Below are 21,815 nucleotides of genomic sequence, written 5' to 3' on the forward strand. Positions count from 1 at the left end.
GTTGAAATTGATTGTAGATGATGATTTGAAATGTTGATTGTAGATATTGATTTGAAATGTTGATGGGTAGCACTAATAAAGTCATGTTAATGGTATCGCCCTTTTAACGCCAAGCGTCTTAAGCAATAAGCCATTATCAATGCATATAACGCTGTGATAATGGCTTTATTTTATTGACGCTTTATGACTGTTCTATCGGTAACAAAGTTATTTCAACACGGCGGTTAAGCTCGCGACCTGCAGCTGTTTTGTTCGTTACTGCCGGTTGTGTTTCGCCAAAGCCAACAGTTTCTAAACGATCACTAAGGATTTTTTGTCCACGAAGATAATTAGCAACTGAGCCAGCTCGGTCTTCAGACAATTTCTGGTTATGCTGGGCAGAGCCACTAGAGTCAGTGTGACCAGAAACAACAATAATGGTTTGGTTATATTCTTCAAGCACCAAAGAAACAGAATCTAATACGCTAGTAAAATTGCTGTTAATGTTTGAGCTGTTCGAAGCAAAAGTAATGTTGCCTGGCATAACAAGGTTAATTTTGTCGCCGTCACGCACAATACTCACGCCACTATCGCGCAATTGCTTACGCAATTTAGCTTCTTGAGTGTCCATATAGTAGCCAATACCGCCGCCGATTGCGGCGCCACCTGATGCTGCTGCTAAAATACGTTTGTTACGTGTTCTGCTGTCTTTGTCTTTATTGTCTATAAAGGCAATGACTGCTGCTAAGCTTGCGCCTGCAGTTGCGCCTATAGCTGTTTTACTGGTTTTACTTTCACCTGTGTAGGGATCAAATGTTGTACAGGCTTGTAGCAATAATATCGCAGATGCGGTGGTGATTATTTTTTTCATGGTGAATTTCCTTTATTGGCCTTATTGCTTATTGTACAAAGCTTGGGCTATTAATAAATTACTGCAGGGGCAGTCTTGCCATTATTGCTTTTCGTCTATGTATTTTAAGGCACAAAAAAACCCGATGGAGACTCGGGCCTGAATATATAACGAAAATACACATATCTAAAACAGCACTAATTTTATACTTAATATTTATAACATTCAAGCTACCTAAATTAATTACTGATGTTATATTTACTGAGAAGTGTTGTACCAATAGCGTTAACTACTATATCTTAGCGGCATGAGTATTCTATGGAAAAACCGATGACGTTAGCAGCAGATTTTAGACATTTTATTGACGACGAGGGCAACGTACTCGAACTTACTGACCAAGCAAAAGTAGTTTTTGTTTTTCTGAGTAAAATTGTATTAGCCCTTTCTGAAAATATTGAGCAACCGCTCGTTCACGTTAACTTAAAATGTAATACTCGTGCTAAACAACTCTCGTGTACTGGAGAAATTAAAGCTAAATCAATAACCTTAGGGCTAATTGAATGGCATTGCGACACTTGCCAAGCTTGTGGAACGATTACTCATTGGCAAGGAAGTCGTTGGGACAAGCAGCAACGCGTTATACATTAGGTCTACTTTAGTAATGAAATATTGCTAGATAATAAAAGAGCTAATGCTAGACACGAACGCCAGCGCTTAAAATGTTCAGAATATACGATTTTAAGAGAACGTTCGTGGTTTACATTACTTGATTTAGCTAATTAATCGTGTCGATAATAATCACTTCACAGTCAATTAACGCCCTGAGTAAAATTGTCGTTGACTGAGTGACTTCAGCGCCATCTCCTGCGTTCATGGTGATAATTTTTGAGCTATCCTCTACTTTAAACATACCTGCTGAAGCTAATATATAAGCTTGATGGTCAATGTTATGCTCAATAACGGTTCCTTTCGCTAATTTCCCCCCGTATATGCGCGTTTCTTGGTTAATAAACAGCGCCTTATTTTTATCTGCTGGGTAGCCTGATACTAACAATGTCAGCGCTGATAGGTGCTCGGTAGGAAATTTCTTACTTTCCCAGCGAGGTGCCACATCGATTTTATTAGTTTCAATCCAAATTTGATAAAAAGTTAATGGATTTTTAGTGCGATTATATTCTGAATGCACAAGACCTGTACCTGCACTCATCACTTGAACTTCACCCGCTTTCGTTGTGCCTTTATTGCCGGTACTGTCTTGATGAGTGAGCGCACCTGAACGAATAAAACTGATAATTTCCATATTACGGTGTGGGTGCGAAGGAAAGCCCATGCCCTGTTCAACCCAATCATCATTAACAACACGTAACTTTCCAAACCCCATCCGGCTTGGATTGTAATAATTAGCAAAGCTAAAATGATGTTTAGATTTAAGCCAGCCATGGTTAGCGCTACCTAAGCTTTTATAAAGATAATGTTTTATCATCAAATTTCCTCAGTATTTATTTATCTAGCTTTATTTACCAGTCAAACCTTTAACCTATTAACCCTTAGTATTGACGATTACGGTCATGTGGCGCATCAAAGTGTTCCGCGGCGCCTAAAGGGACAATACCTGTTGGATTAATCGTTAAATGACTCGCGTAGTAATGAGTCTTAGTGTATTCCAAGTCAACCGTCTCTTTAATGCCAGGTACTTGATAAAGTTCATTAACATAGTTCTTAATATGATGAAATTCGCTGATTTTTTGGCGATTACACTTAAAGTGCCCATGATATACCGCATCAAAACGGATCAGTGTGGTGAACAAGCGCCAATCCGCTTCGGTTATTTTGTCAGCCACTAAATACCGCTGTTTTGATAAGAGTACGTCTAGCCAATCTAAGCTGTCAAATAAGCTGTGGTATGCGTCATTATAAGCCGCTTGTGTCGTCGCAAAACCTGCTTTATAAACACCATTATTAATAGTGTCATAAATACGCGTATTTACCGTTTCTATGGCTTCTCGTTGCTCAACAGGATAGTAATCATCAACATTACCTGTTAACTCGTTGAATGCTGAATTAAACATTCTACTGATTTCAATGGATTCATTATTAACAATCGTCTGAGTTTTTTTATCCCATAAAATAGGGACTGTCACGCGTCCTTCATAGCTAGGATCTGCTTTTAAATATAATTGGTAGGCATAATCTAAGTGATAAAGTGGATCTCCCTTATCACCAAACGTCCAACCATTTTCCATCATTTTAGCTTCAACAACACTCACCGAAATAATTGTTTCAAGTTGTTTTAACTTTCTAAATATTAGTGTTCTGTGTGCCCAAGGGCACGCCAACGAAACATATAAATGGTAGCGGCCCGCTTCTGGTTTAAATTGACTATTAACATCTGATGAAATTTGACTTCTAAAGCGGCTATCTTGACGAACAAACTGCCCTTTACTTTTATTGGTGTCATACCATTGGTCGACCCATTTACCGTTAACGATTAATCCCATAACAAACTCCTTAAATTTATTGATTTAGCCATTATTACTTTTACTGGCAGGTGATTTAGCTATTTTACATATTAAGTATTTTTAATTAGCTTTCGGTATACGAGACGATCAATAGAGTGTTTTCCGCCACCTTGCACAAATAGCGCAAGCGTTATCGCTAATAACGATAAAGCAAACTCATAACCGTTATTACTCATAAACAGGCCATTACTGATATGAACACTAAAGATGGCCACTATCATGGTAATAGCCAAGACAAAACTGACAGGTCTAGTGAGAAAACCAATCAATAATAATATCCCGCCAAAAAACTCAGCACTACCCGCCATTAATGCCATAAAGAAACCCGGCTCAAGCCCTATAGATTGCATCCACTGTCCGGTTCCCTCTAATCCATAACCACCAAACCAAGCAAATAACTTTTGCGCACCATGAGCGGTAAAAATTAACCCGGCAATTAATCGTAGCGGTAAGCTTGATAAAGATTGTTCAGTTTTAGTGATACTATTGATGGTATTTATAAATGACATTTTAATACTCTTTAATGACTAATAATTTAATATGTAGCTATTGTAAAGGTTGAGTTGATATCGAATAACCCCTATTATTTGTTTGTTATGTTCAAATAATTTGAACAATTAAATATCTGGATAATAGCCATGAAAACGCCACCTATTAGTATTGAAGCATTACTTGTATTAGATGCTATTGAAACGCGTGGCACTTATGCGGCCGCAGCAGAACAATTGAATAAAGTTCCTTCAGCGCTTTCTTATATCGTTCAAAAGCTAGAAGAACAGTTAAACGTGACACTCTTTCAACGACAAGGCCGTCGCGCCGTGCTAACGCCAGCAGGCAAGCATTTATTATCAGAGGGCCGTAAAGTACTAACGGCCATTAATACCCTTTCAGAACAAACTCAAACAATTGCTAATGGCTGGGAACCCAAGATCCGTATTGCTTGCGATTCCATTATTGATATAAAAACTATTTTTAAAGGCATAGAAGCATTTTTAATCGCCCATCAAAATATTGAAATTGATGTGCGAGAAGAAGTAATGAACGGCACGTGGGAGGCATTAATTGAAGATAAGGTCGACTTAGTTATTGGCGCTCCTTCACCTGTGCCCAATCAAAAAGGTATTAGGGCAATAAAAATTGCAATGTCTGAAAATGTTTTAGTGGTTAACAAAGTACATCAATTAGCCTTTCTTAAAGGGCCGCTTGAATCAGCACACTTATCAAAATATAGGAATGTCGTCGTTCATGACTCAGCCCAACATGAGATCCCCTGGTCAGTTAATATTATCCAGGGCAGTCAACATTTCTTTGTCAGCTCGATTGCGATAAAAATTGAAGCGATTATTGCAGGGATTGGCATCGGATACTTACCCAAAAACCTCATCCAACATCATATTGAATCAGGCCAGCTGGTAGTTATTAAATTAGCAGAAGAGCGCCCACTGCAAGACTTATTTATGGCATGGAAAATAACCAACAAAGGTAAAGGATTAAAAAAATTAATCGCTATCTTATCAGCACAATAAACTAGCAATAATAGTTAACCTTAAGCCTTTAATTATTAATATAAATATCATTAATACAAGAGTAGACGTTTTTATCTATTTCATTTAAAGTCGCCTCCACAATTTGTAGCTTAAAAGCTAATTTTTTCTGCCGATAACTTTATTTACGGCATCAGTGTGTGAGAGACCTTTCGATGAATAATAACCTTTGGGAACAACTATTTTCTATCAGCGATACCTTAAATGAATCTGCAGAATCAAAAGAAGAAAAACTCAAAATATTAATCAAGCATTTAGCCTCTATTAATATCACCCATGAACGATCATTTGATCCAGCGGAAAATTTTGAAGCCTATGTCGCAGTAAATTTATGTGAAGCTATACATAAAATTTTAAAGTAAAACTAAAATGTAATGCAGTAATGTGACCTTGCAAATTATTATTAACTGAGCCTATTTGTTATTTAAGAACAATTAGGCTCATGTTGCTCATCTTTTGATATGAAAGTAACTATATTAACCATTCAACGGCAAACTGACTATCTGCTGGTAACAATTTATCTGCGACAAATCGATATTTAACATCTATTGGTTTGCATGACTTCACTGAATTTTTTAAAGTAGCGAAGTCTTCAATATTATTTTTAAACCCCTTTGGTTGATAACAATATAGTTTCAATATCGCCAGCATATATGCTGCAGAAGATGCCATATGGGTATTACGTAATCGTTGAAATTCAGAAGTGAAGTCGTCTGCTTCACTAATATTAAGGTTTTTTATACCTTTACGTAATAAGTTTGAAATTAACCTTATAAAATCTACTCGCGGAACATATTTATCTAAAAAGCTGTATTCACCCAATGCTCGAACAGATTGCTCAAAGTCACCGATAATCAAATCGATTTCCGCTTTTTCTATGTACTGCATATCCAAACTTTTAGTTTCAATGTTATCCGCTGTTGCTATGATTTGCTCTACAATTGGAGCAAAGTCACCAGATTCTAATGAGACAATAACATCGATCCATTGCTTACGAATAAAGTGATAATTGTTTCCACCTGCAGCCCCTGAAACTATACTGTCATCTAACTTTAAAGGTATTTGTTTTAAGCCATGTTTTTTAGCGAGTTGTATTTCGTTACTAACTTCTTCTGAAGCTGCGACCTTTAATAACTTATTGCCAATAGAATGCTTTGAAGCTAATAATACAAAAAGCTCGCACTGCTCGATACCCTCTTCAATATTTTCAGCATAATTCTCGCCACCTAAAATTTTATTGGGTGCAAACCAAACTTTATGACCTGCTGCTTTTAAGCCTTCTACAATCTTGGTTGCTGCGTCTGAATCTTTGGTGCTGTAACTTAAAAATATGTTTCTCATCTTTAATTTTCCGTATTTAAATTTTTAAAATGTTCCGATGCGGTTAACTTCATGTGTTGTAATAAATTAACTTAAGACGGCTTCAGATCTTTTATGGCTTTCTATTTGTGTACGGATATTCTTATAAGCTAAATCAACTAAACTATCTTTAGATTGAGACTTTGCTATTGAGTCACCTGGATCATAGTTCTTGGCAATATCACATTGTTCTTCGATATAACTCATTAATTTTTGCTGAGTGATATCTAACAATTTCACTAACTCGCTCTTGTTTGCTTCTTTAGCACGAGCGATTTCTGCTTTGTAGTATACGGTTAACTCTTCTGATTCAACTGCAAGTCGTTCTTTAACAGCAGCAATTCCACCTGCGGTGTCTTGCTCGATACTATGTGCGTCATTTTCAGCTAAGGTTTCAGAAAACTCTCTAATACTCTCATCATTCATCAGTGTTAGACTGATTTTTGCCCCACTAGTGACTGAAAGTGTAATTTCACTTCCCGTTAATTCTTGGCCAAAGCGATTACGATGAACGTCTTTACGTGTGACATTGCTGACATCTTTGTAGTAAAAAGAGTTTGACTCACGGCCAATGTATTTATCAGCAATAAAATCATAGTAGGTGGAGAAAACATCAACTTTTTCTTTAGTTAAGAAAATATATTGTATTGATCTTACCGCACAAACTAATTGCCCATTGCTATCAAAACGAACCGCTTGTTCATTTTGCTTATTAAGTCGAGGATGACTATTTTCTTGGATATACGACCAATCTTGCAGAACAATCGACTCACTTTTTTGACCATCACTTCGTTGATAAGTAATATCTGACTGATCGATATTACACTCTTGCATGGCCGCTTGCTGAATTTCATTTTCGATTTTTTGTTCAATAAGTTTATTTATTTTAACACCGCTAAATAACTCATTATCTTGATGACTAGGTAAATTATTGAGTATCTCAGAGCGGTGTGTCTTAATTGTTTCAATCAAATTACCGTAGGTTGTTAACATCACTTCAATAAGCGAAAGGTTACCCACGTTTTTAAACTGCTTACTTTTCTGACGTCGATTGCGAATAAACCAGAGCAAGGAAATGAACAGTAACGCCCCTGTACCTGTAGCAAATATAATTTGTAAATCTAGTAGCTTGATATGTTTAAGTGTGTTCTTGGACTCAAGCATTTTATCTACTATTGGACTGATTGATTTGACAAGCATGTCAAAGTTATCAGTTAAAAACAGTGCTACCACACCAATTCCGCCGAGAGTAATGGCGAGAAAAAAGAAAAATAAAGCTGTAAATTTAGCAAATTTTCGCTTACTACGATGTTTTTCTATGCTTTTTTCGGTTTTAGATTTTTGTAGTGTTAACTCTTCTTCAGCTTGACGCGCCAAATCAATATTTTCTTTTAATGCCGTTTTTATATTTCTTTCTATTGGCCGGTAAAAGAAATCCCAAATGATGCGATTACCGCTACTTTTTTTGAACAACAATTCTTGGTTTTCAATCTCTTTTTTACCACTTTTTAAGTGGAAGTCTCCAAATTCAAAACTATTACATGTTAGTGGATAATCATCAGTACTGGCATGTGATTCAATCCAATTCTCGCTTTCCTTACTTGCGGTCACTAACTTATCGAAGTAATCAGTAATACCAACATCTTTAACATGTTTCTCTAACAATTCCCCATCTTTAGACCACAACTGAAGTATATTATGAGTATCTTTAATTAACAGTTGAAGATTATCTAATTCAAGTACATCGGTACGAGGAGAAAAAGAGAATTTATACTGATGAATCAGTTCACCCTTAGCGGACCATTGACTTGGATTTTCATTTTCAGGTTTGACAATCCAAGTGTCTGATTTAAACCACTTGATGTACTCTACAGTTTTAGTAAACCCCGTTAATTCAGCGAGTAATTTACCCGTTAATCGCCAGATTTTTGTGTCCAACTTATTCTTAATAATAAGTGTTTTCGCATTAGCAAAATCAACATCATCTAAGCAGCTAACATCAGCCTCAATGGTTGCAATACATTTATAACTTCTCATGTCCCAATGCTTAATCGTTCCATCTAAGCTGACAGACAGTAAGTTACCATTAGGAAGTTCAATTAAACCAATAACTTTACCCGTATGACCATTAAGCCTTTTAACTAATCGACCATCTTTGTTGCTCGAAATTTGAATAGCATGCTCTAAATCAACAGTCAAAAAATGATCTTTATACTCTATATTTATTAGCGCCATGGTACCTATGATACGTTCATTGTGGCGAGCAATGGTTTGCTTTTCATCTTGTTCTTTACAAACCCAATTAAAGCTATTGTCTAAGCCCCACTCTATCTCATAGATACCCAAGTCTAATCGTCTAACTTCTTCTGTTTCTAGCTCTTTATCCGTAAGGGTTTTATAGCGCTGGTAACTATTGGCCATTGAATTAATATCCTATTTTATTCTTTATTAGTTAGTTAGTTAATTAGTTACGATTTTTAATATCGTTATTCGATTCTGAACTTGACCAGTTAACATGTTCAAACATAGCCTCTCTCGCTAGGGCTAATAGCATTAATTCTTTTGCTGATGTCATATCTCCTTTTAATAAAGATTGAGCTCGAGCGTAAAGTTCTTCCATACTGCTGTAGCCACTGGCAGTGCTTTCATAACCAAATAATTCACTCCACAATGCGACAACACCGCCTACCATAAGGCTATACTGCACAATCATCATCAGCATGTTATTAGCATCATTTAAGGTAGAAAAATTGAATATCTGCTGAGCTAACATAGAGCATAAAAGAATCGCGCCAAGACCAATCGCTAGAATAAAGCACTTCTTTGAGAACGATGAGCATAGCAATGCCGCATAAAGTGGTCGTTTATAAAGAAGCTCAACTAAATTTTTAGCACCTAGTTGTAATCGGCTTTGAAGAAAGCTTCGCTGTTCACCTATCCAAGTATCTCGAATCTCATCGAGGTTTTTATCAGCGGATGAACGCCACCAATCGATTTCGGTTATAGCAATAGCATGATTAAATAATGGTAAGTGGCTCCGATAACGTCTTGGAATAATAGGCTCTCCCGATGGCGGGATATTAGACAAGTTTAAAAACCCCCTAATACGCATGGCTTCTGCGACACCTCGACTAAGCTGATACTTCCATTTCAATTCATTTTTACCGGCGTAACGAATAACTCGCCAACAAGCGATAATAGACAATAAGGTCACTAAAATGACCCAACTTCCCTCTTCTGAATTAACTAAATTACCCGCTAATTCATAACAAGTAAATCCGGCAATGGCAAACCAAAAAAACAATTTAATAAGTTTTCGATATTTTTGCTGTCCAATTAAGGCAAGATCATCGGCTAGCGTAAAAATAGGGTTTGAAATTGAAAGGCCATTATCGACGTCAGGGGCAGTAAAGGTATTAGCAACGTCAATCGACTCTGATGCGCTATAACTATTATAAAATCGTAGCTCAGATAATAACTGAATAAACTCTGTAGAGATAAAGTCGGTCAATGCGTTTTCATTTCCAGCATAGCTATATGCATAGAGCTCGCCCACTTCGGGTGTTAAATGCGCTAATGCGTCACTCTGGGGGAGATCCGTTAATAATAACGGAGATATATTATTAGTTACACTAACTCTTTTGACAAAAAGGTGATGAACAAGGCCCGCAATTTGACCATCAAATTCAGAAACGGCTTTTAATGATAGATTTTCAGTATTATCAGGCCAATGAACTTCCATACCCAGTTTATATTTAACAATATCAGCGGTACCGCCACATCCATTTGCATCACATCCATCCCATAAAGCAACTAACACATTGGCATATTTTGCAATAAATAATCCCTGATTAAGGTACAGGCTATTCCTGAGATCGCCATAATCTAGATCATCAATCGCGATTTGATAGTCACTATCAACCAACGAGTGTTTAATTTCGAGTAATTCATTACCATTTTTCTGGAGGGCTAAAACCATTTTTTTAAGCTGGAAGTAACTATTACTATTGGGTTGAAAGTCTTGTTCAAAATTTATCAGCGGCATAGGTAAACAGCCAATAATTTTTATCGCCTCACAACCTAATTCAGCTTGTAAATCTAATGCCACTTCAATAGATAATAAATCTGCTCCTTCTGCTAGACCAGACATAAGCCAAATTGGCGTGACTATTTGCCTTTCGTTAACAGAAGTTTTATTAGGTTTAGCTACTGAGTTTAGCTGGTGATGCCAGTGAAGTAGCGTTGCACGAATGGTAGATTTAAGTTCCGCGCTATTGTCATTTACTGTGTCTGCATTATTAGTCAGTATGTCTCTATGACCAGTAATACCAATAATAAAGGGGAGTTTTGATGTTAAATGACTAGCAAGTAATTCCATTTTTTGAACTCGTACTTCCATTGTTATATGATTGTGATAATACCTATAAAATTAATAAAATCAAACGCTTTATAGGTATAACATGATCTAAAGCAAGGCTAAAATACTCTTTTTTAGTGTTTGTCTACGCGCGATATATTAATTGCAAATAATAAAAATCAACTTTAATAATATTTTTCATTTGAAATCAACAAGCAGATTTTTCACCAATAAATGAAATAACTTATGTTAAATTAAAGTTGTTTCATCATCTATTAACGACAATACATATTCCATATAATAGCATTAATGAAATAGCTATAACTTAGTCTGAAAAGGCTCCCAATGGGACATAGACTATATTTTTGCTTCTTCACCTGAGCTTATGGTTAAATGTGCGAGAGCGATATGAATATACTCAAAACTTGTCAGTCGATTAATTGTATTGATTCAAGTAACTGGCTAGTTAAACTAGTATGACTAGCACGATATAATAACCCCACAAATAAATTATTAAGAATATTATGGCAAAAGATAAAACAACTTATGTTTGCACCGAGTGTGGTGAAAATCATCCTCGATGGTTAGGTCAATGTTCAAGTTGTTCAGCTTGGAACAGCATCACAGAATTTAAAGAGTCCAAGGTAATAACCCAGCGCACACCAAGTAAAAACGCTCACCGAGGTTACTCTAAAGAAGATGCAAAGATAGATAAGTTGAGTGAAGTCTCTGATATGGACTTAACTCGATTTGACACCGGTAGCTCTGAATTCAATCGAGTGTTGGGCGGTGGTATCGTTGAAGGTTCTGTTATTCTTGTAGCGGGTGACCCTGGTGCGGGTAAAAGTACATTATTGTTAAAAACATGTGCTCATTTAAGTCAAATAGGTAAATCTTTATATACCTCAGGCGAAGAATCTAAAGGGCAAGTAAGAGACCGCGGTTTAAGGCTACAAGCCGACATTTCTAAAATTGACATAATGAACTCCGGTGACGTAGAGCTTATCTGTAATGTTATGGTCACCGATGGTTATAAATTCCTTGTTGTTGATTCTATCCAGACGGCATTTATTAGTTCACTGCCCAATTCTCCTGGCGGTGTTACTCAAGTCAAAGAATCCGCTGCTATGCTAAACCGACTAGCGAAAGAGCATGGCGTTACCGTAATATTAGTTTGTCATGTTTCTAAATCCGGAGATATGGCTGGGCCTAGAGTACTTGAGCACATCGGCGATTGTATGTGTAAAATAGAGCCAGAAGCTGACAGTAAATACCGAACGCTTAGAACCTCTAAAAACCGCTTTGGTGACACCACAGAAATAGCCACTTTTGCCATGACAGCCAAAGGTATGCAAGATGTTGTAAACCCATCGGCCATCTTTTTAGATAAAGATGGTGCTGAATCGAGTGGGAATATGGCCTATGCATCAAACGATACCGGAAGAACTTTATTAATCAATATTCAATCGCTGGTCACCGAATCTCAAGCTGAAAATCCTATTAGAGGTGGTGTTGGCTTTGATTATAAACGCATGCAAATGCTGTTAGCCATATTGAGAAGTCGTATGGGAGTCAATATTGGCGGTAATGATATTTACGTAAACGTGGTGTCAGGTGTTAACTTAACCAAAGATGTTGGCTCAGATCTGCCTTTGATCCTCGCAATGATATCGTCATCAAGAGAGCATAAGTTTTCGGTCAATACTATTGCCTTTGGAGAAATAGGGTTAGATGGCAGTGTAAGACCTGTACCTTCAGGTGAAGAGCGCGTCAAAGAAGCGATTCGTAACGACTTTAAAGTCATCATATTACCTAAACGTAATTACAATAAACGTTTAGAAACTAAAGGGATTACCTTGATACCCGTATCTCATGTTAAAGACGTGCTAGAAATTTTCTGACACTAGTCTTTGTACGTGAAAATACAGGTCAGCAACCTAGTTAACTAATAATTAAGTTTGTTGACCTCTATTTTTGTGATGAATAGTAAATGCTACATCTTATACAAACAAAGGTGATGACAATGGCTGGAGTATGAAAATTTTTCAGTATTTCATCACGCTAATTATAATGGTGTATAACTTTTCAGATATCCTGGAACTAATAAAGTGTTAAATTAAAAAGGATTTTAATGAATCAAACTGGACTCTATGAACAGCTATTATCATTATTAAAAATATGATGGCTGACTAAATAGAGAATTCATTGGCTTTATCTGTATCCCATTTAATAACTATTTCGCGTTAGTTAACTCACCAATTCTGGCCATTTTATTTTGTCGGTATCAAGGCCATTTTTACAGCTCATTGGTTCATTACCTTTATAGTTTCTACATCCCCAAAACTCACCACTTTTACTTGAGCGTAACACCATTTCAGCATGACATTTTTCACACGTCGGTATGATGCTTTTACAGGCGGCATTCAAACAAAACTTAAAACCTGGGTGACGTTTTCGTGTCATAGGACTTTGGCAGCTAGTACAGGATTTCTCTTTATGCTCGCAGCGAGGAAAGTGTGAACATGAATAAAAATCGCCAAAACGCCCTGTTCGTTTCTTTAAGGTGCCTGTTTCACAAACCAAGCAGTTGATCTCATCTATAAATGATTGACTGGCTGTGCTGTCAAATTCATCAAGTTCGATGTTATGATCGCTAACAAGCTCTTTAACAAAACAGCTTGCTTCAGTCATATCGGCAATAACATAAACCCTATCTTTAGCCCTCGTTAGGGCAACATAAAATAATCGTCGTTCCTCGGCATAAGCAAAGGCTTCTTTTTTCGCGAGTAAGGCGTCGAGTAATGCTGGCGTTACTTTTTCTGAAGGGAAACCATGAGCACCTTTTTTGAGTCCAAGAATAATGACATAATCGGCTTCCTTTCCTTTAGAAGCATGAAAAGATTGAGATTCAATAGTTAATAGCGGATATTGATTATTTAACCGATTTAGATCGACTTTGTCTGGTAATTGAAACCAAAAACGCGCTAATAAATAAACACTTACCGGCTTACACGCTTTAGCTGAAATAGCCGCTAAAACATCATCGATTGCACCATTGGCCATTTCATCAACAATACCTTTTTTTGAAGAGTTTAATGCGCCATTCTCTCGTTTAAGTAATGAAACTGCAGGTGCTTTAACTTGTTTTAACGATTTTATTTTTTTCTTAATTTGTGCTGGATTTTGGCAAATAAAAACTGTTGCCACCTTGCCTATTTGGTTATTAAATCGAAAGGTTTGGTCTAAAGCTGATTGAGTGGTAACGCCAAAGTAATGGGCAAACCCTGTGGTTAAGGTAATTTCAGCGCCACTAAAGCGATATATCGCCTGCCAATCATCACCAACAGCAAAAACTGAACAGGCTTTATTATTGTCACGTAAGGCTTTAACTAACCGTGCTCTTGGCTCTGATATATCTTGAAATTCATCGACCATGATGTAACGCCATGGCGAATTAAATTTCCCCTCTTGCACATACCCTAATGCTTTATTAATCATATCTTCAAAATCAATTTCAGCGCGAGATGTTAAGTGTTCATCATAAGCGATTAAAATCGGTTTAAGTAACGTTAATGCTTTCGTGGTCTGTTTTGGATCAGAAGAATTGATGATCACATTATTTTCTAAAGAATGGTCTAAACACGCGGCTTTATAAAGTCCTACTAGCTGACAAAACATTTGGGCAAGTGTTGTTATCCGCCCACTTTCTTTTAAATTTTCGAGTATCACTTCATCAGGGAGTAATTCAAATTTAACTTGATGAGCATTAAAAAATGATTCTAAAGCGCTAATTAATTGCCCTTTTTTATGCTGAGCATAGGTAAATTCAAGACAATGAGTGTTAAATTTCTTATGGGTGTCTCGTTTCCACTGAATAGATGTGTGATATTCACTTTTATTGATGTAAGATGCTGTATTCCCGTTCTCATCTACCCCGTAATATTCAATATAAACATTAAGTTCAGGTAGAAAAAAGTCTGGTTGGTATTGTCTGTGCTCGATTGTTTTTACATCATGAACGTAGCTAGCTTCATACTGGTATTCTATTCCGTGGTTAAATAACCAATTGGCAATATAAAGCTCACCAAAACTTTTAACCTTCTCTCCTTTCAAACTACGAATATCATTATCGTTTAAATATTGGTAATACTCACCTAGGCTTTCAAAGTCAGAATCATTACGTTCAACGTAATAGTATTTACTGAAATACTCTATGATAAGTTGACGATATTGGGCTTGCTCATTAATCAAGGTTTCAAAACACCTTTGGATCCACTTAGCTTTTGCTTTTTCATCTTCGGCGAATACCGATAAACTAGGCTTTTTTCCCTCAACTTGAGCAATAATATTAAGGCCTAAACGATGAAAGGTCGTTGCACTAATTTTATTAGTCGATAATTTTTCTTTTATTCTTATGTCCATTTCATCAGCCGCTTTTCGGCCATAAGCTAATAATAAAATGTCACTATGCTGCGCTTGTTCGCTGTTAAGTAAATAACCGGCTCGTCCCACCATCACACTGGTTTTACCTGTTCCTGCGCCAGCTAACAACAAGTTATTATCATTGTCGATAATACAGGCGCGCCGTTGACATAACGTTAAAGGATTAGACTCGACACGATCAAAAAAGGCTTGGTGGGCTTGAAGCTGTTGCTTGATATAACGTTCACGACAATCGTCTATAGTTTGCTCTTGCCAGTTATGGTAATTCGACAACTGCTGCAGCTGCTTAGCAACCATCGGCAGTGTTTTGCTGGTGTTAATCCAAGGAAACCAACGTTTGAGTTCTTGATTGACTAATGACTGAATAACATCAATATTTGACTGACGTAAATAGCGAGTGGTGATAATTTTTTTGATGGTCGTTAATAAGGCATTAACTGGCTTAATGTTGGCTAACGCCCAAAGTTTCTCACACTGGCTCTTATGTTCGCGTTTAGCATTGAAGGCAAGCATACTATAAGCATAACTTTTATCTGCTGTTTGCAATGTCATTATGTGCCCAAAAAAGCTGATATGAAACATTGGCGGTTTTATAAGTTCTTGCCATTTAATTTGGCTTAAGGTGTTTTCAACATCAATAGATAAGCCGATTTCAGTAATATTAATTTTCGTAGTTTTACCAATAAAGCGCCCAAAAACACTTGAAGATATACATTTCATTTACAGCACAAACCTAGATATAGAAAAATTCGACTTACCCTAAGCTGCAATTCTACCACTAGTGTAAAGGTAATTCTGTGTTCAGCAGACCAAATCTCATATACGCTCAACAAATACTCGCGTTTAAATTTTATAAAATACCACTGATCTGTTTATTATTTACCCTTCTCCATTAACCATATAATTATTTTATCTATTAGGGCCTGCGTATAATAGATAAAACAATTAACAAGACACTCATCCTAAAATGAAGTAGTTTGAAGCTTATTTTTATTATCAAAAGCTCAATTAACAATTAACACTTAACAATTAACAATAATTAACAAGACACTCATCCTAAACTGAAGAAGCTTGAAGTTTATTTTTATTATCAAAAACAAAAAATAATTAACGAGACCTCATTCTAAAATGAAGAAGATAATTAACAATAATTAACAAGACACTCATTCTAAACTGAAGTAGCTTGAAGCTTATTTTCATTATCAAAAACAAAAAACGACACACTTACCTTTAAGCTCAAACCTTAATAGGCATAACTTTCTAGGTAAGACATGTTTAATATCATAGTACTCAACCTCTGCCGTCCATGTAAGGTATTCAAATTTTCCCCAGTTTTTTCCTGTAAATAGATCAAGGTGTTCAACAAGAGTTACAAATTTGTCATCACTTAATCTACAAACTAAATCTTATTTAATGTCATTGTAATTCTTTGCTTCCCGCCCTACACTCGGTTTCACAATAAAATAAGAATAACAAGAACAACAATGGCTCAGAATAATAAATTCACTACGCTGTTTGTTAATTACACGGCTAATATTAAGCGCTATATCAATAAAATCGCCAGTCCTGATGACATTGATGATATTATACAAGAGACGTTTATTCGAACTTATGAAGCCGATCTCAAAGAAGAAATAAAATACGCTCGTAGTTTTATTCTTAAAACAGCTAAAAATCTTGCGCTAAATCACGTAAATAAGTGGGATAATAAATACAGTGATTCATTAGATGATTCTGCTGACGCTTTGACTGGATTAACCTCACTGAAATTTGAAGAACAATTTGAGAGTAAGGAACGTTTCTTATTATTTTGCCGAGCGACAGAGCAATTATCTATCGTAGTCCGCAAAACATTTATATTAAAAAAAGTTTACGGTTTCAGCCAAAAGGAAATAGCTAACTATTTAAACCTTAGTGAAAGTACAGTTGAGAAACATGTCGCTAAGGGCTTATTAAAGTGCGCTGAATATATGGAAAGGATTGAGCAAAATAGTACACCAAAAGCTTCAACCTTAAAAAATAACGCACGTTCAATTATAAAATAAAATATAAATTAAAAAAGAATATTGTATGACAACAGTTAAACCATTCACCAGTAAAGCCGACATCAAAGCACAAGCAAGTCTTTGGGTAAGCAAAATTGATCGGGGTCTTTCCAACAAGGATAAACTCGATTTTCAACTATGGGTGAATCAAAGTGATTTTCATCGTAAAACCTTATTTTCTTTAGCTGCACTTTGGGATGATTTAAGTGTACTCAATGAGTTAAGTGCACTATTTACATTAGAAAAGCCGATTCAAAAAAAGCATAATGTTATCACTAAATATGCCGTTGCAGCAGGCATTACCTTTATTCTGTTATTTGCGGGTAACTTCTTTGTGAACATCACACCTTTTATTGATGACAATATCGAAAAAAGATTTGTTGAAGTAAGAACGTTGCAAACAGAGATAGGACAGCAAACCCGGTTTTCACTGTCCGATGGCTCCAGAATTAAACTTAATACCAATAGTTTAGTTGAAGTCAGTTATTCAAAAAACAATCGCTTATTAACATTGATTAAAGGCGAAGCAAACTTTGATGTTGCCAAAGATAAAAGTAGACCCTTTACCGTAACAGTTGGCGAAAAATCATTTACCGCGTTAGGCACAATCTTTAATGTAAAAAGAAAATCTAATGAAAACATGGAGCTTGTTGTCACCGAAGGTCAAGTATTAATGACCAAGTCGAACCAACCATTAAATAAAATAGCAAAGATGTTATCTACTTTACCTAAAGAAAAATTACCTGGTTTTTTGATAACATCTGGTGAAATTGCCACCATCGAAAATAATATTCAAACATCAAATAAAAAAACTTCATTTGAGCAAATTCAACGAGAACTTGCTTGGCAACAAGGTATGTTAGTTTTTAATGGCAAACCACTCGATGAAGCATTAGCCGAAATCAGTCGTTATACCACTACAACCTTTGAAATTAAGGATGTTGAACTCAATAAAATAAAAGTGGCCGGTTACTTTAAGGCGAATGATATTGATGGACTCCTTAAATCGTTAAGTAGTAACTTCAATATTCAATTTGAAAAAGTAAATGAAAATTCAATTCATTTGAGCTTAAATACTACGAAATAACTTTAAATACTCCCTATCTTTTAACTCAATATATTTTTTATAAAATATTATAGAGGAATTTTCCTTCTGAACTGTTTATTAACACTGCAAGGTTGGCAAAAGTTATTTTGTCGTTTTCAACTTTCTGTATTTCGGCCGTTAACAAGCGCTACATTTTTTATATGTACCTGTCTTATATTCACGTCTGGAGCATTTGCCGAAAGCTTGATCAACTTTACAGTAAAGGAACAGCGTGCTGATAAAGCGCTCATTTCATTTGCATTACAGGCAAATAAAACGATTTTATTTTCCTATGACTTAACAAAAGAACATTATGCAAATGAGTTAAAGGGCAAATATTCGGTTAAAGACGGTTTACAACAACTTTTAAAAAACACCAACTTAACCGCTGTTATAGATAACGCTGGTCAACTGAGCATAAAACTACATAAACATCTCAGGAGTAATATAACAATGAATAAAAGCACAATGCTCAAAGCAGCTTTAGTTCCACTAATGCTAAGCGCAGCAAGTCAAACAGCACTTGCCCAAGAGCCTGCTCAAGTCAGTGAGCAAGAAGTAGAAAAAATTTCGGTTATAGGAAGCCGTGTTGCTGGTCGTTCTGCAGAAGATTTACCTGTTCCCGTAGATATTTTGTCTGCTGAAGCTTTGCTTAACACTGGGCAAACAGAAGTCGGTAGAATGTTACAAGCCATAGCCCCATCATTTAACTTTTCAAGCTCATCGATTAGTGATGGAACTGATGCATTGCGCCCTGCTACCTTGCGTGGCTTAGGTCCTGATCAAACATTAGTGTTAATCAACGGCAAACGCCGCCATCAAGCGAGTTTAATTCACATTAACACCTCAGTTGGACGTGGTACTGCTGGTACAGATATGAATGCTATTCCTGCCGCATCTATTAAGCGTATTGAAGTATTACGTGACGGCGCCGCTGCGCAATATGGTTCAGATGCAATTGCCGGTGTCATTAATATTATTCTTAAAGATCAAAGTGAAGGTGGAAGCGTCGGTGTTTCTTATGGCGAGAACTCAGCTGGCGATGGTGAAACTACGAATATCGATATTTCTAAGGGTTTTGCACTTGGCGATAATGGCTTCCTTAATACCACATTAAATATACGTGATAGAGGCTACTCTGACAGAGCAGGCTTACATGGCTCATGTCAATTTTCAGGTTGTACCCAGCTTGATAATGGCGATTTTTTATTAGGCGATCCGCGTGAAGCTACCGCCACTCGTGAAACATTTCGTATTGGCGACGCAGACTCCGAGCAAATAGGACTAACGATAAATACTGGCTACGATTTAGCTGATGGTCATTTGTATGGTTTTGTTACTTATTCAAGCCGTGATAACGAATCTGCAGCTTTCTTTCGCCATAATGCGAACGGCGGAGGTAACGCACAGCTTCAAGATGGTGATGCAACTATTCCTGCTGGATTTTTACCTAAAATCAATACTGAAATAAAAGATATTTCATACAACTTTGGTTATAAAACTGAATTTAGTAATGATTCATCATTAGATTTATCATATACCTATGGTGAAAATAATATTGATTACACGACTCGGGATACAATAAATTCATCTTATGCTAATTCACTCATCTACACCTCAGCACTATCCGCTAATGAGATTCGTAGCTCAATTCCTCGCGAAGCGTTTGCTTACGGCTTAGAACTCACCTTACAAACAATTAATATGGATTACACTCAAAATTTTGATTGGTTTTCTTTAGCTATGGGTACCGAGTTTCGCACGGATGAATTCAGAGTAAAAGCAGGTGATGAATATTCATACAGAGACTATGATACCGATGAACTCGGTAATAGCATATATGAGACAGATCGCAGTGCAGGAACACAAGGATTTGGTGGTACAGCCCCACTACAATCTGTTGATGAATCTCGTGATGTAATTTCTTTTTACATTGACACAGAAGCAGAAGTCACTGACAACCTAATTATTAGCACAGCGGTTCGCTATGATGATTACGACGGCTTTGGTGATAGCACTAATTTCAAACTTGCTGCTAATTGGTCAATTACTGATGATGTATCATTGCGTGGCGCCACAAGTACTGGCTTTAGAGCTCCGTCAATGCAACAACTTTATACTGATAATATTAGTACTCAATTCCAGACAAATCCTAATGGTGGGGACCAAATTGCAGTACAAATTGGTACTTTCCGAAATGACAGTATTCTAGCGCAAGCTATTGGTATTCCTGAGCTAAAAGAAGAAGTATCAACCAACTTTAGTATTGGCTCTGTTGTAAGAGTTACCGATGATATTAATTTAACTGTTGACTTTTATTCTATCAAAATTGAAGACCGCATTGTGTTGAGTAATTCATTAGGTAACGGTTTATCGTCAGCGCTTGATGCGGCATTAGCTTCTTCTGGAGCAGGTGCAGGGCAATTCTTTTTAAATGGTGCTGACACTAAAACAACAGGTGTTGATATTATAGCAACATGGAATACAGAAGTAATGTCTGGCACATTAGACTTAACATTTGCCGCAAACTTTTCAGAAACAGAAGTTACCGATACTTATACTCCAGCAGGTAGTGCATTAGGTGGAATTTCACCTGAGGATGTTTTTTCAGAGCAGGCGATTTCTATTATTGAAGAATGGCAACCTCAAGACCGCATAAGTTTAAGTGGCTTATATAAGATTGGCGATTTCACAGTTAACTTAGCCTTTAATCGTTACGGTGAATACACGGTTCTTGATGGTGAAAGACAAACGTATGGCGCCGAAGTATTAACAGATTTACGCGTGAATTATCAATTTAACGATGAGCTTTCATTTAACTTCGGTGGAAATAACATTTTTGATGTGTACCCTGATAAAAATGAAATAGGAAATTCTCGCTCCGGCACTATTGTTGACGCCAATGGCAATGTTGTTGTCAGTAGTCCTGGTGTGTTTACTTATTCACGCCGTTCAGCACCTTTTGGTTTTAATGGTGCCTATTTCTACGCCGGTGCTGAATACCGTTTCTAGTTGTATACTTAAACCATATACATATACTGGTTTCAAATAATTTAGCTATAAGTAAATTATTACAATCAAAAAAGCAAAGTGATCACACTTTGCTTTTTTTAATTTATTTAATACACAAACGAAACAACTTAAAACAAATACAAATAACCTCCCCAATCGCTGTTTCTTTAAATATCAAATTAACAGGACACTCATCCTAAATTGAACAAATTTTACCTTTCTACTAAGCTAAAGTAATCAAGCTACTTTATCTTAGGTGAGTTATGGCCACGCCAAGGAAGCAACAAATCAGTTTAGTAGACACACCTTATTACCATTGTGTGGCGCGTTGCGTTCGACGCGCTTTCTTATGTGGTGAAGATACCTTTTCAGGTCAAAGCTTTGAGCACCGGCGAGGTTGGGTGGAAGACAAACTGCATTTTCTGACGCAAGTCTTTGCAATTGAGGTTTGTGCCCAAATTAACAAGACACTCATCCTAAATTGAACAAATTTTACCTTTGTACTACGCTAAAGTAATCAAGCTACTTTATCTTAGGTGAGTTATGGCCACGCCAAGGAAGCAACAAATCAGTTTAGTAGACACACCTTATTACCATTGTGTGGCGCGTTGTGTTCGACG

15 protein-coding genes and 2 pseudogenes are annotated in these 21,815 nt (G+C 36.5%); 9 read left to right on the top strand and 8 right to left on the bottom strand.

Annotated elements, in window-relative coordinates; all coding sequences use genetic code 11:
* Nucleotides 1-181 precede the first annotated feature (181 nt).
* A complete protein-coding gene (locus H4J76_RS18915) occupies nt 182-850 on the bottom strand; it encodes an OmpA family protein (protein ID WP_070376549.1) in 669 nt (222 codons plus the stop codon).
* Between the two features lie 309 nt (nt 851-1,159).
* On the opposite strand from H4J76_RS18915, the gene H4J76_RS18920 reads away from it, so the two are divergent.
* Entirely contained in the window at nt 1,160-1,477 is a 318-nt protein-coding gene (locus tag H4J76_RS18920) for a hypothetical protein (protein WP_182216429.1), read from the top strand.
* Between the two features lie 127 nt (nt 1,478-1,604).
* Here H4J76_RS18920 and H4J76_RS18925 read toward each other — a convergent pair whose 3' ends face one another.
* From H4J76_RS18925 to H4J76_RS18935, 3 genes are all read right to left on the bottom strand, one after another.
* Nucleotides 1,605-2,312 (bottom strand): pirin-like bicupin family protein, encoded by a 708-nt coding sequence (locus H4J76_RS18925; protein WP_182216428.1) that lies wholly within the window; start codon nt 2,310-2,312, stop codon nt 1,605-1,607.
* A gap of 64 nt (nt 2,313-2,376) precedes the next feature.
* Nucleotides 2,377-3,327, bottom strand: a complete 951-nt coding sequence (locus H4J76_RS18930; RefSeq protein ID WP_182216426.1) for a glutathione S-transferase family protein — start codon at nt 3,325-3,327, stop codon at nt 2,377-2,379.
* A 71-nt stretch (nt 3,328-3,398) separates the two neighbouring features.
* A complete protein-coding gene (locus tag H4J76_RS18935) occupies nt 3,399-3,857 on the bottom strand; it encodes a DoxX family protein (RefSeq protein ID WP_182216424.1) in 459 nt (152 codons plus the stop codon).
* Nucleotides 3,858-3,986: 129 nt separating this feature from the next.
* On the opposite strand from H4J76_RS18935, the gene H4J76_RS18940 reads away from it, so the two are divergent.
* Complete coding sequence (locus H4J76_RS18940; RefSeq protein WP_182216423.1) at nt 3,987-4,874, top strand: LysR substrate-binding domain-containing protein; 888 nt, start codon at nt 3,987-3,989, stop codon at nt 4,872-4,874.
* A gap of 173 nt (nt 4,875-5,047) precedes the next feature.
* Nucleotides 5,048-5,254, top strand: a complete 207-nt coding sequence (locus H4J76_RS18945) for a hypothetical protein (RefSeq protein ID WP_182216421.1) — start codon at nt 5,048-5,050, stop codon at nt 5,252-5,254.
* 109 nt (nt 5,255-5,363) lie between these two features.
* Here the strand turns inward: H4J76_RS18945 and H4J76_RS18950 are convergent, their stop codons facing one another.
* The 3 genes from H4J76_RS18950 to H4J76_RS18960 all read right to left on the bottom strand — a co-directional run bounded on the left by H4J76_RS18950 (nt 5,364) and on the right by H4J76_RS18960 (nt 10,629).
* Nucleotides 5,364-6,233 carry a toll/interleukin-1 receptor domain-containing protein gene (locus tag H4J76_RS18950; protein WP_182216419.1) on the bottom strand — a complete coding sequence of 290 codons (870 nt, stop codon included), beginning with the start codon at nt 6,231-6,233 and terminating at the stop codon, nt 5,364-5,366.
* A gap of 66 nt (nt 6,234-6,299) precedes the next feature.
* Nucleotides 6,300-8,672 (bottom strand): hypothetical protein, encoded by a 2,373-nt coding sequence (locus H4J76_RS18955; RefSeq protein WP_182231100.1) that lies wholly within the window; start codon nt 8,670-8,672, stop codon nt 6,300-6,302.
* A 43-nt stretch (nt 8,673-8,715) separates the two neighbouring features.
* On the bottom strand, nt 8,716-10,629 hold the full coding sequence (locus H4J76_RS18960) for a hypothetical protein (protein ID WP_182231101.1): 1,914 nt from the start codon (nt 10,627-10,629) through the stop codon (nt 8,716-8,718).
* Nucleotides 10,630-11,132: 503 nt separating this feature from the next.
* On the opposite strand from H4J76_RS18960, the gene radA reads away from it, so the two are divergent.
* On the top strand, nt 11,133-12,509 hold the full coding sequence (gene radA, locus H4J76_RS18965; protein ID WP_182216413.1) for a DNA repair protein RadA: 1,377 nt from the start codon (nt 11,133-11,135) through the stop codon (nt 12,507-12,509).
* A 346-nt stretch (nt 12,510-12,855) separates the two neighbouring features.
* On the opposite strand, the gene H4J76_RS18970 is transcribed toward radA, so the two are convergent.
* Complete coding sequence (locus tag H4J76_RS18970) at nt 12,856-15,771, bottom strand: UvrD-helicase domain-containing protein (RefSeq protein WP_182216411.1); 2,916 nt, start codon at nt 15,769-15,771, stop codon at nt 12,856-12,858.
* Nucleotides 15,772-16,535: 764 nt separating this feature from the next.
* On the opposite strand from H4J76_RS18970, the gene H4J76_RS18975 reads away from it, so the two are divergent.
* The 5 genes and pseudogenes from H4J76_RS18975 to H4J76_RS20075 all read left to right on the top strand — a co-directional run.
* On the top strand, nt 16,536-17,096 hold the full coding sequence (locus H4J76_RS18975; RefSeq protein WP_182216409.1) for an RNA polymerase sigma factor: 561 nt from the start codon (nt 16,536-16,538) through the stop codon (nt 17,094-17,096).
* A gap of 25 nt (nt 17,097-17,121) precedes the next feature.
* On the top strand, nt 17,122-18,183 hold the full coding sequence (locus tag H4J76_RS18980; RefSeq protein WP_182231102.1) for a FecR family protein: 1,062 nt from the start codon (nt 17,122-17,124) through the stop codon (nt 18,181-18,183).
* A 468-nt stretch (nt 18,184-18,651) separates the two neighbouring features.
* Entirely contained in the window at nt 18,652-21,195 is a 2,544-nt protein-coding gene (locus tag H4J76_RS18985) for a TonB-dependent siderophore receptor (RefSeq protein WP_259377167.1), read from the top strand.
* Between the two features lie 263 nt (nt 21,196-21,458).
* Nucleotides 21,459-21,650, top strand: a pseudogene (locus H4J76_RS18990) (hypothetical protein); the annotation flags it as partial.
* Nucleotides 21,651-21,738: 88 nt separating this feature from the next.
* A pseudogene (locus H4J76_RS20075) lies at nt 21,739-21,815 on the top strand (Type I secretion system protein TolC); the annotation flags it as partial.

The sequence above is a fragment of the Colwellia sp. BRX9-1 genome (genome assembly GCF_014077195.1).
Classification (GTDB): domain Bacteria; phylum Pseudomonadota; class Gammaproteobacteria; order Enterobacterales; family Alteromonadaceae; genus Colwellia_A.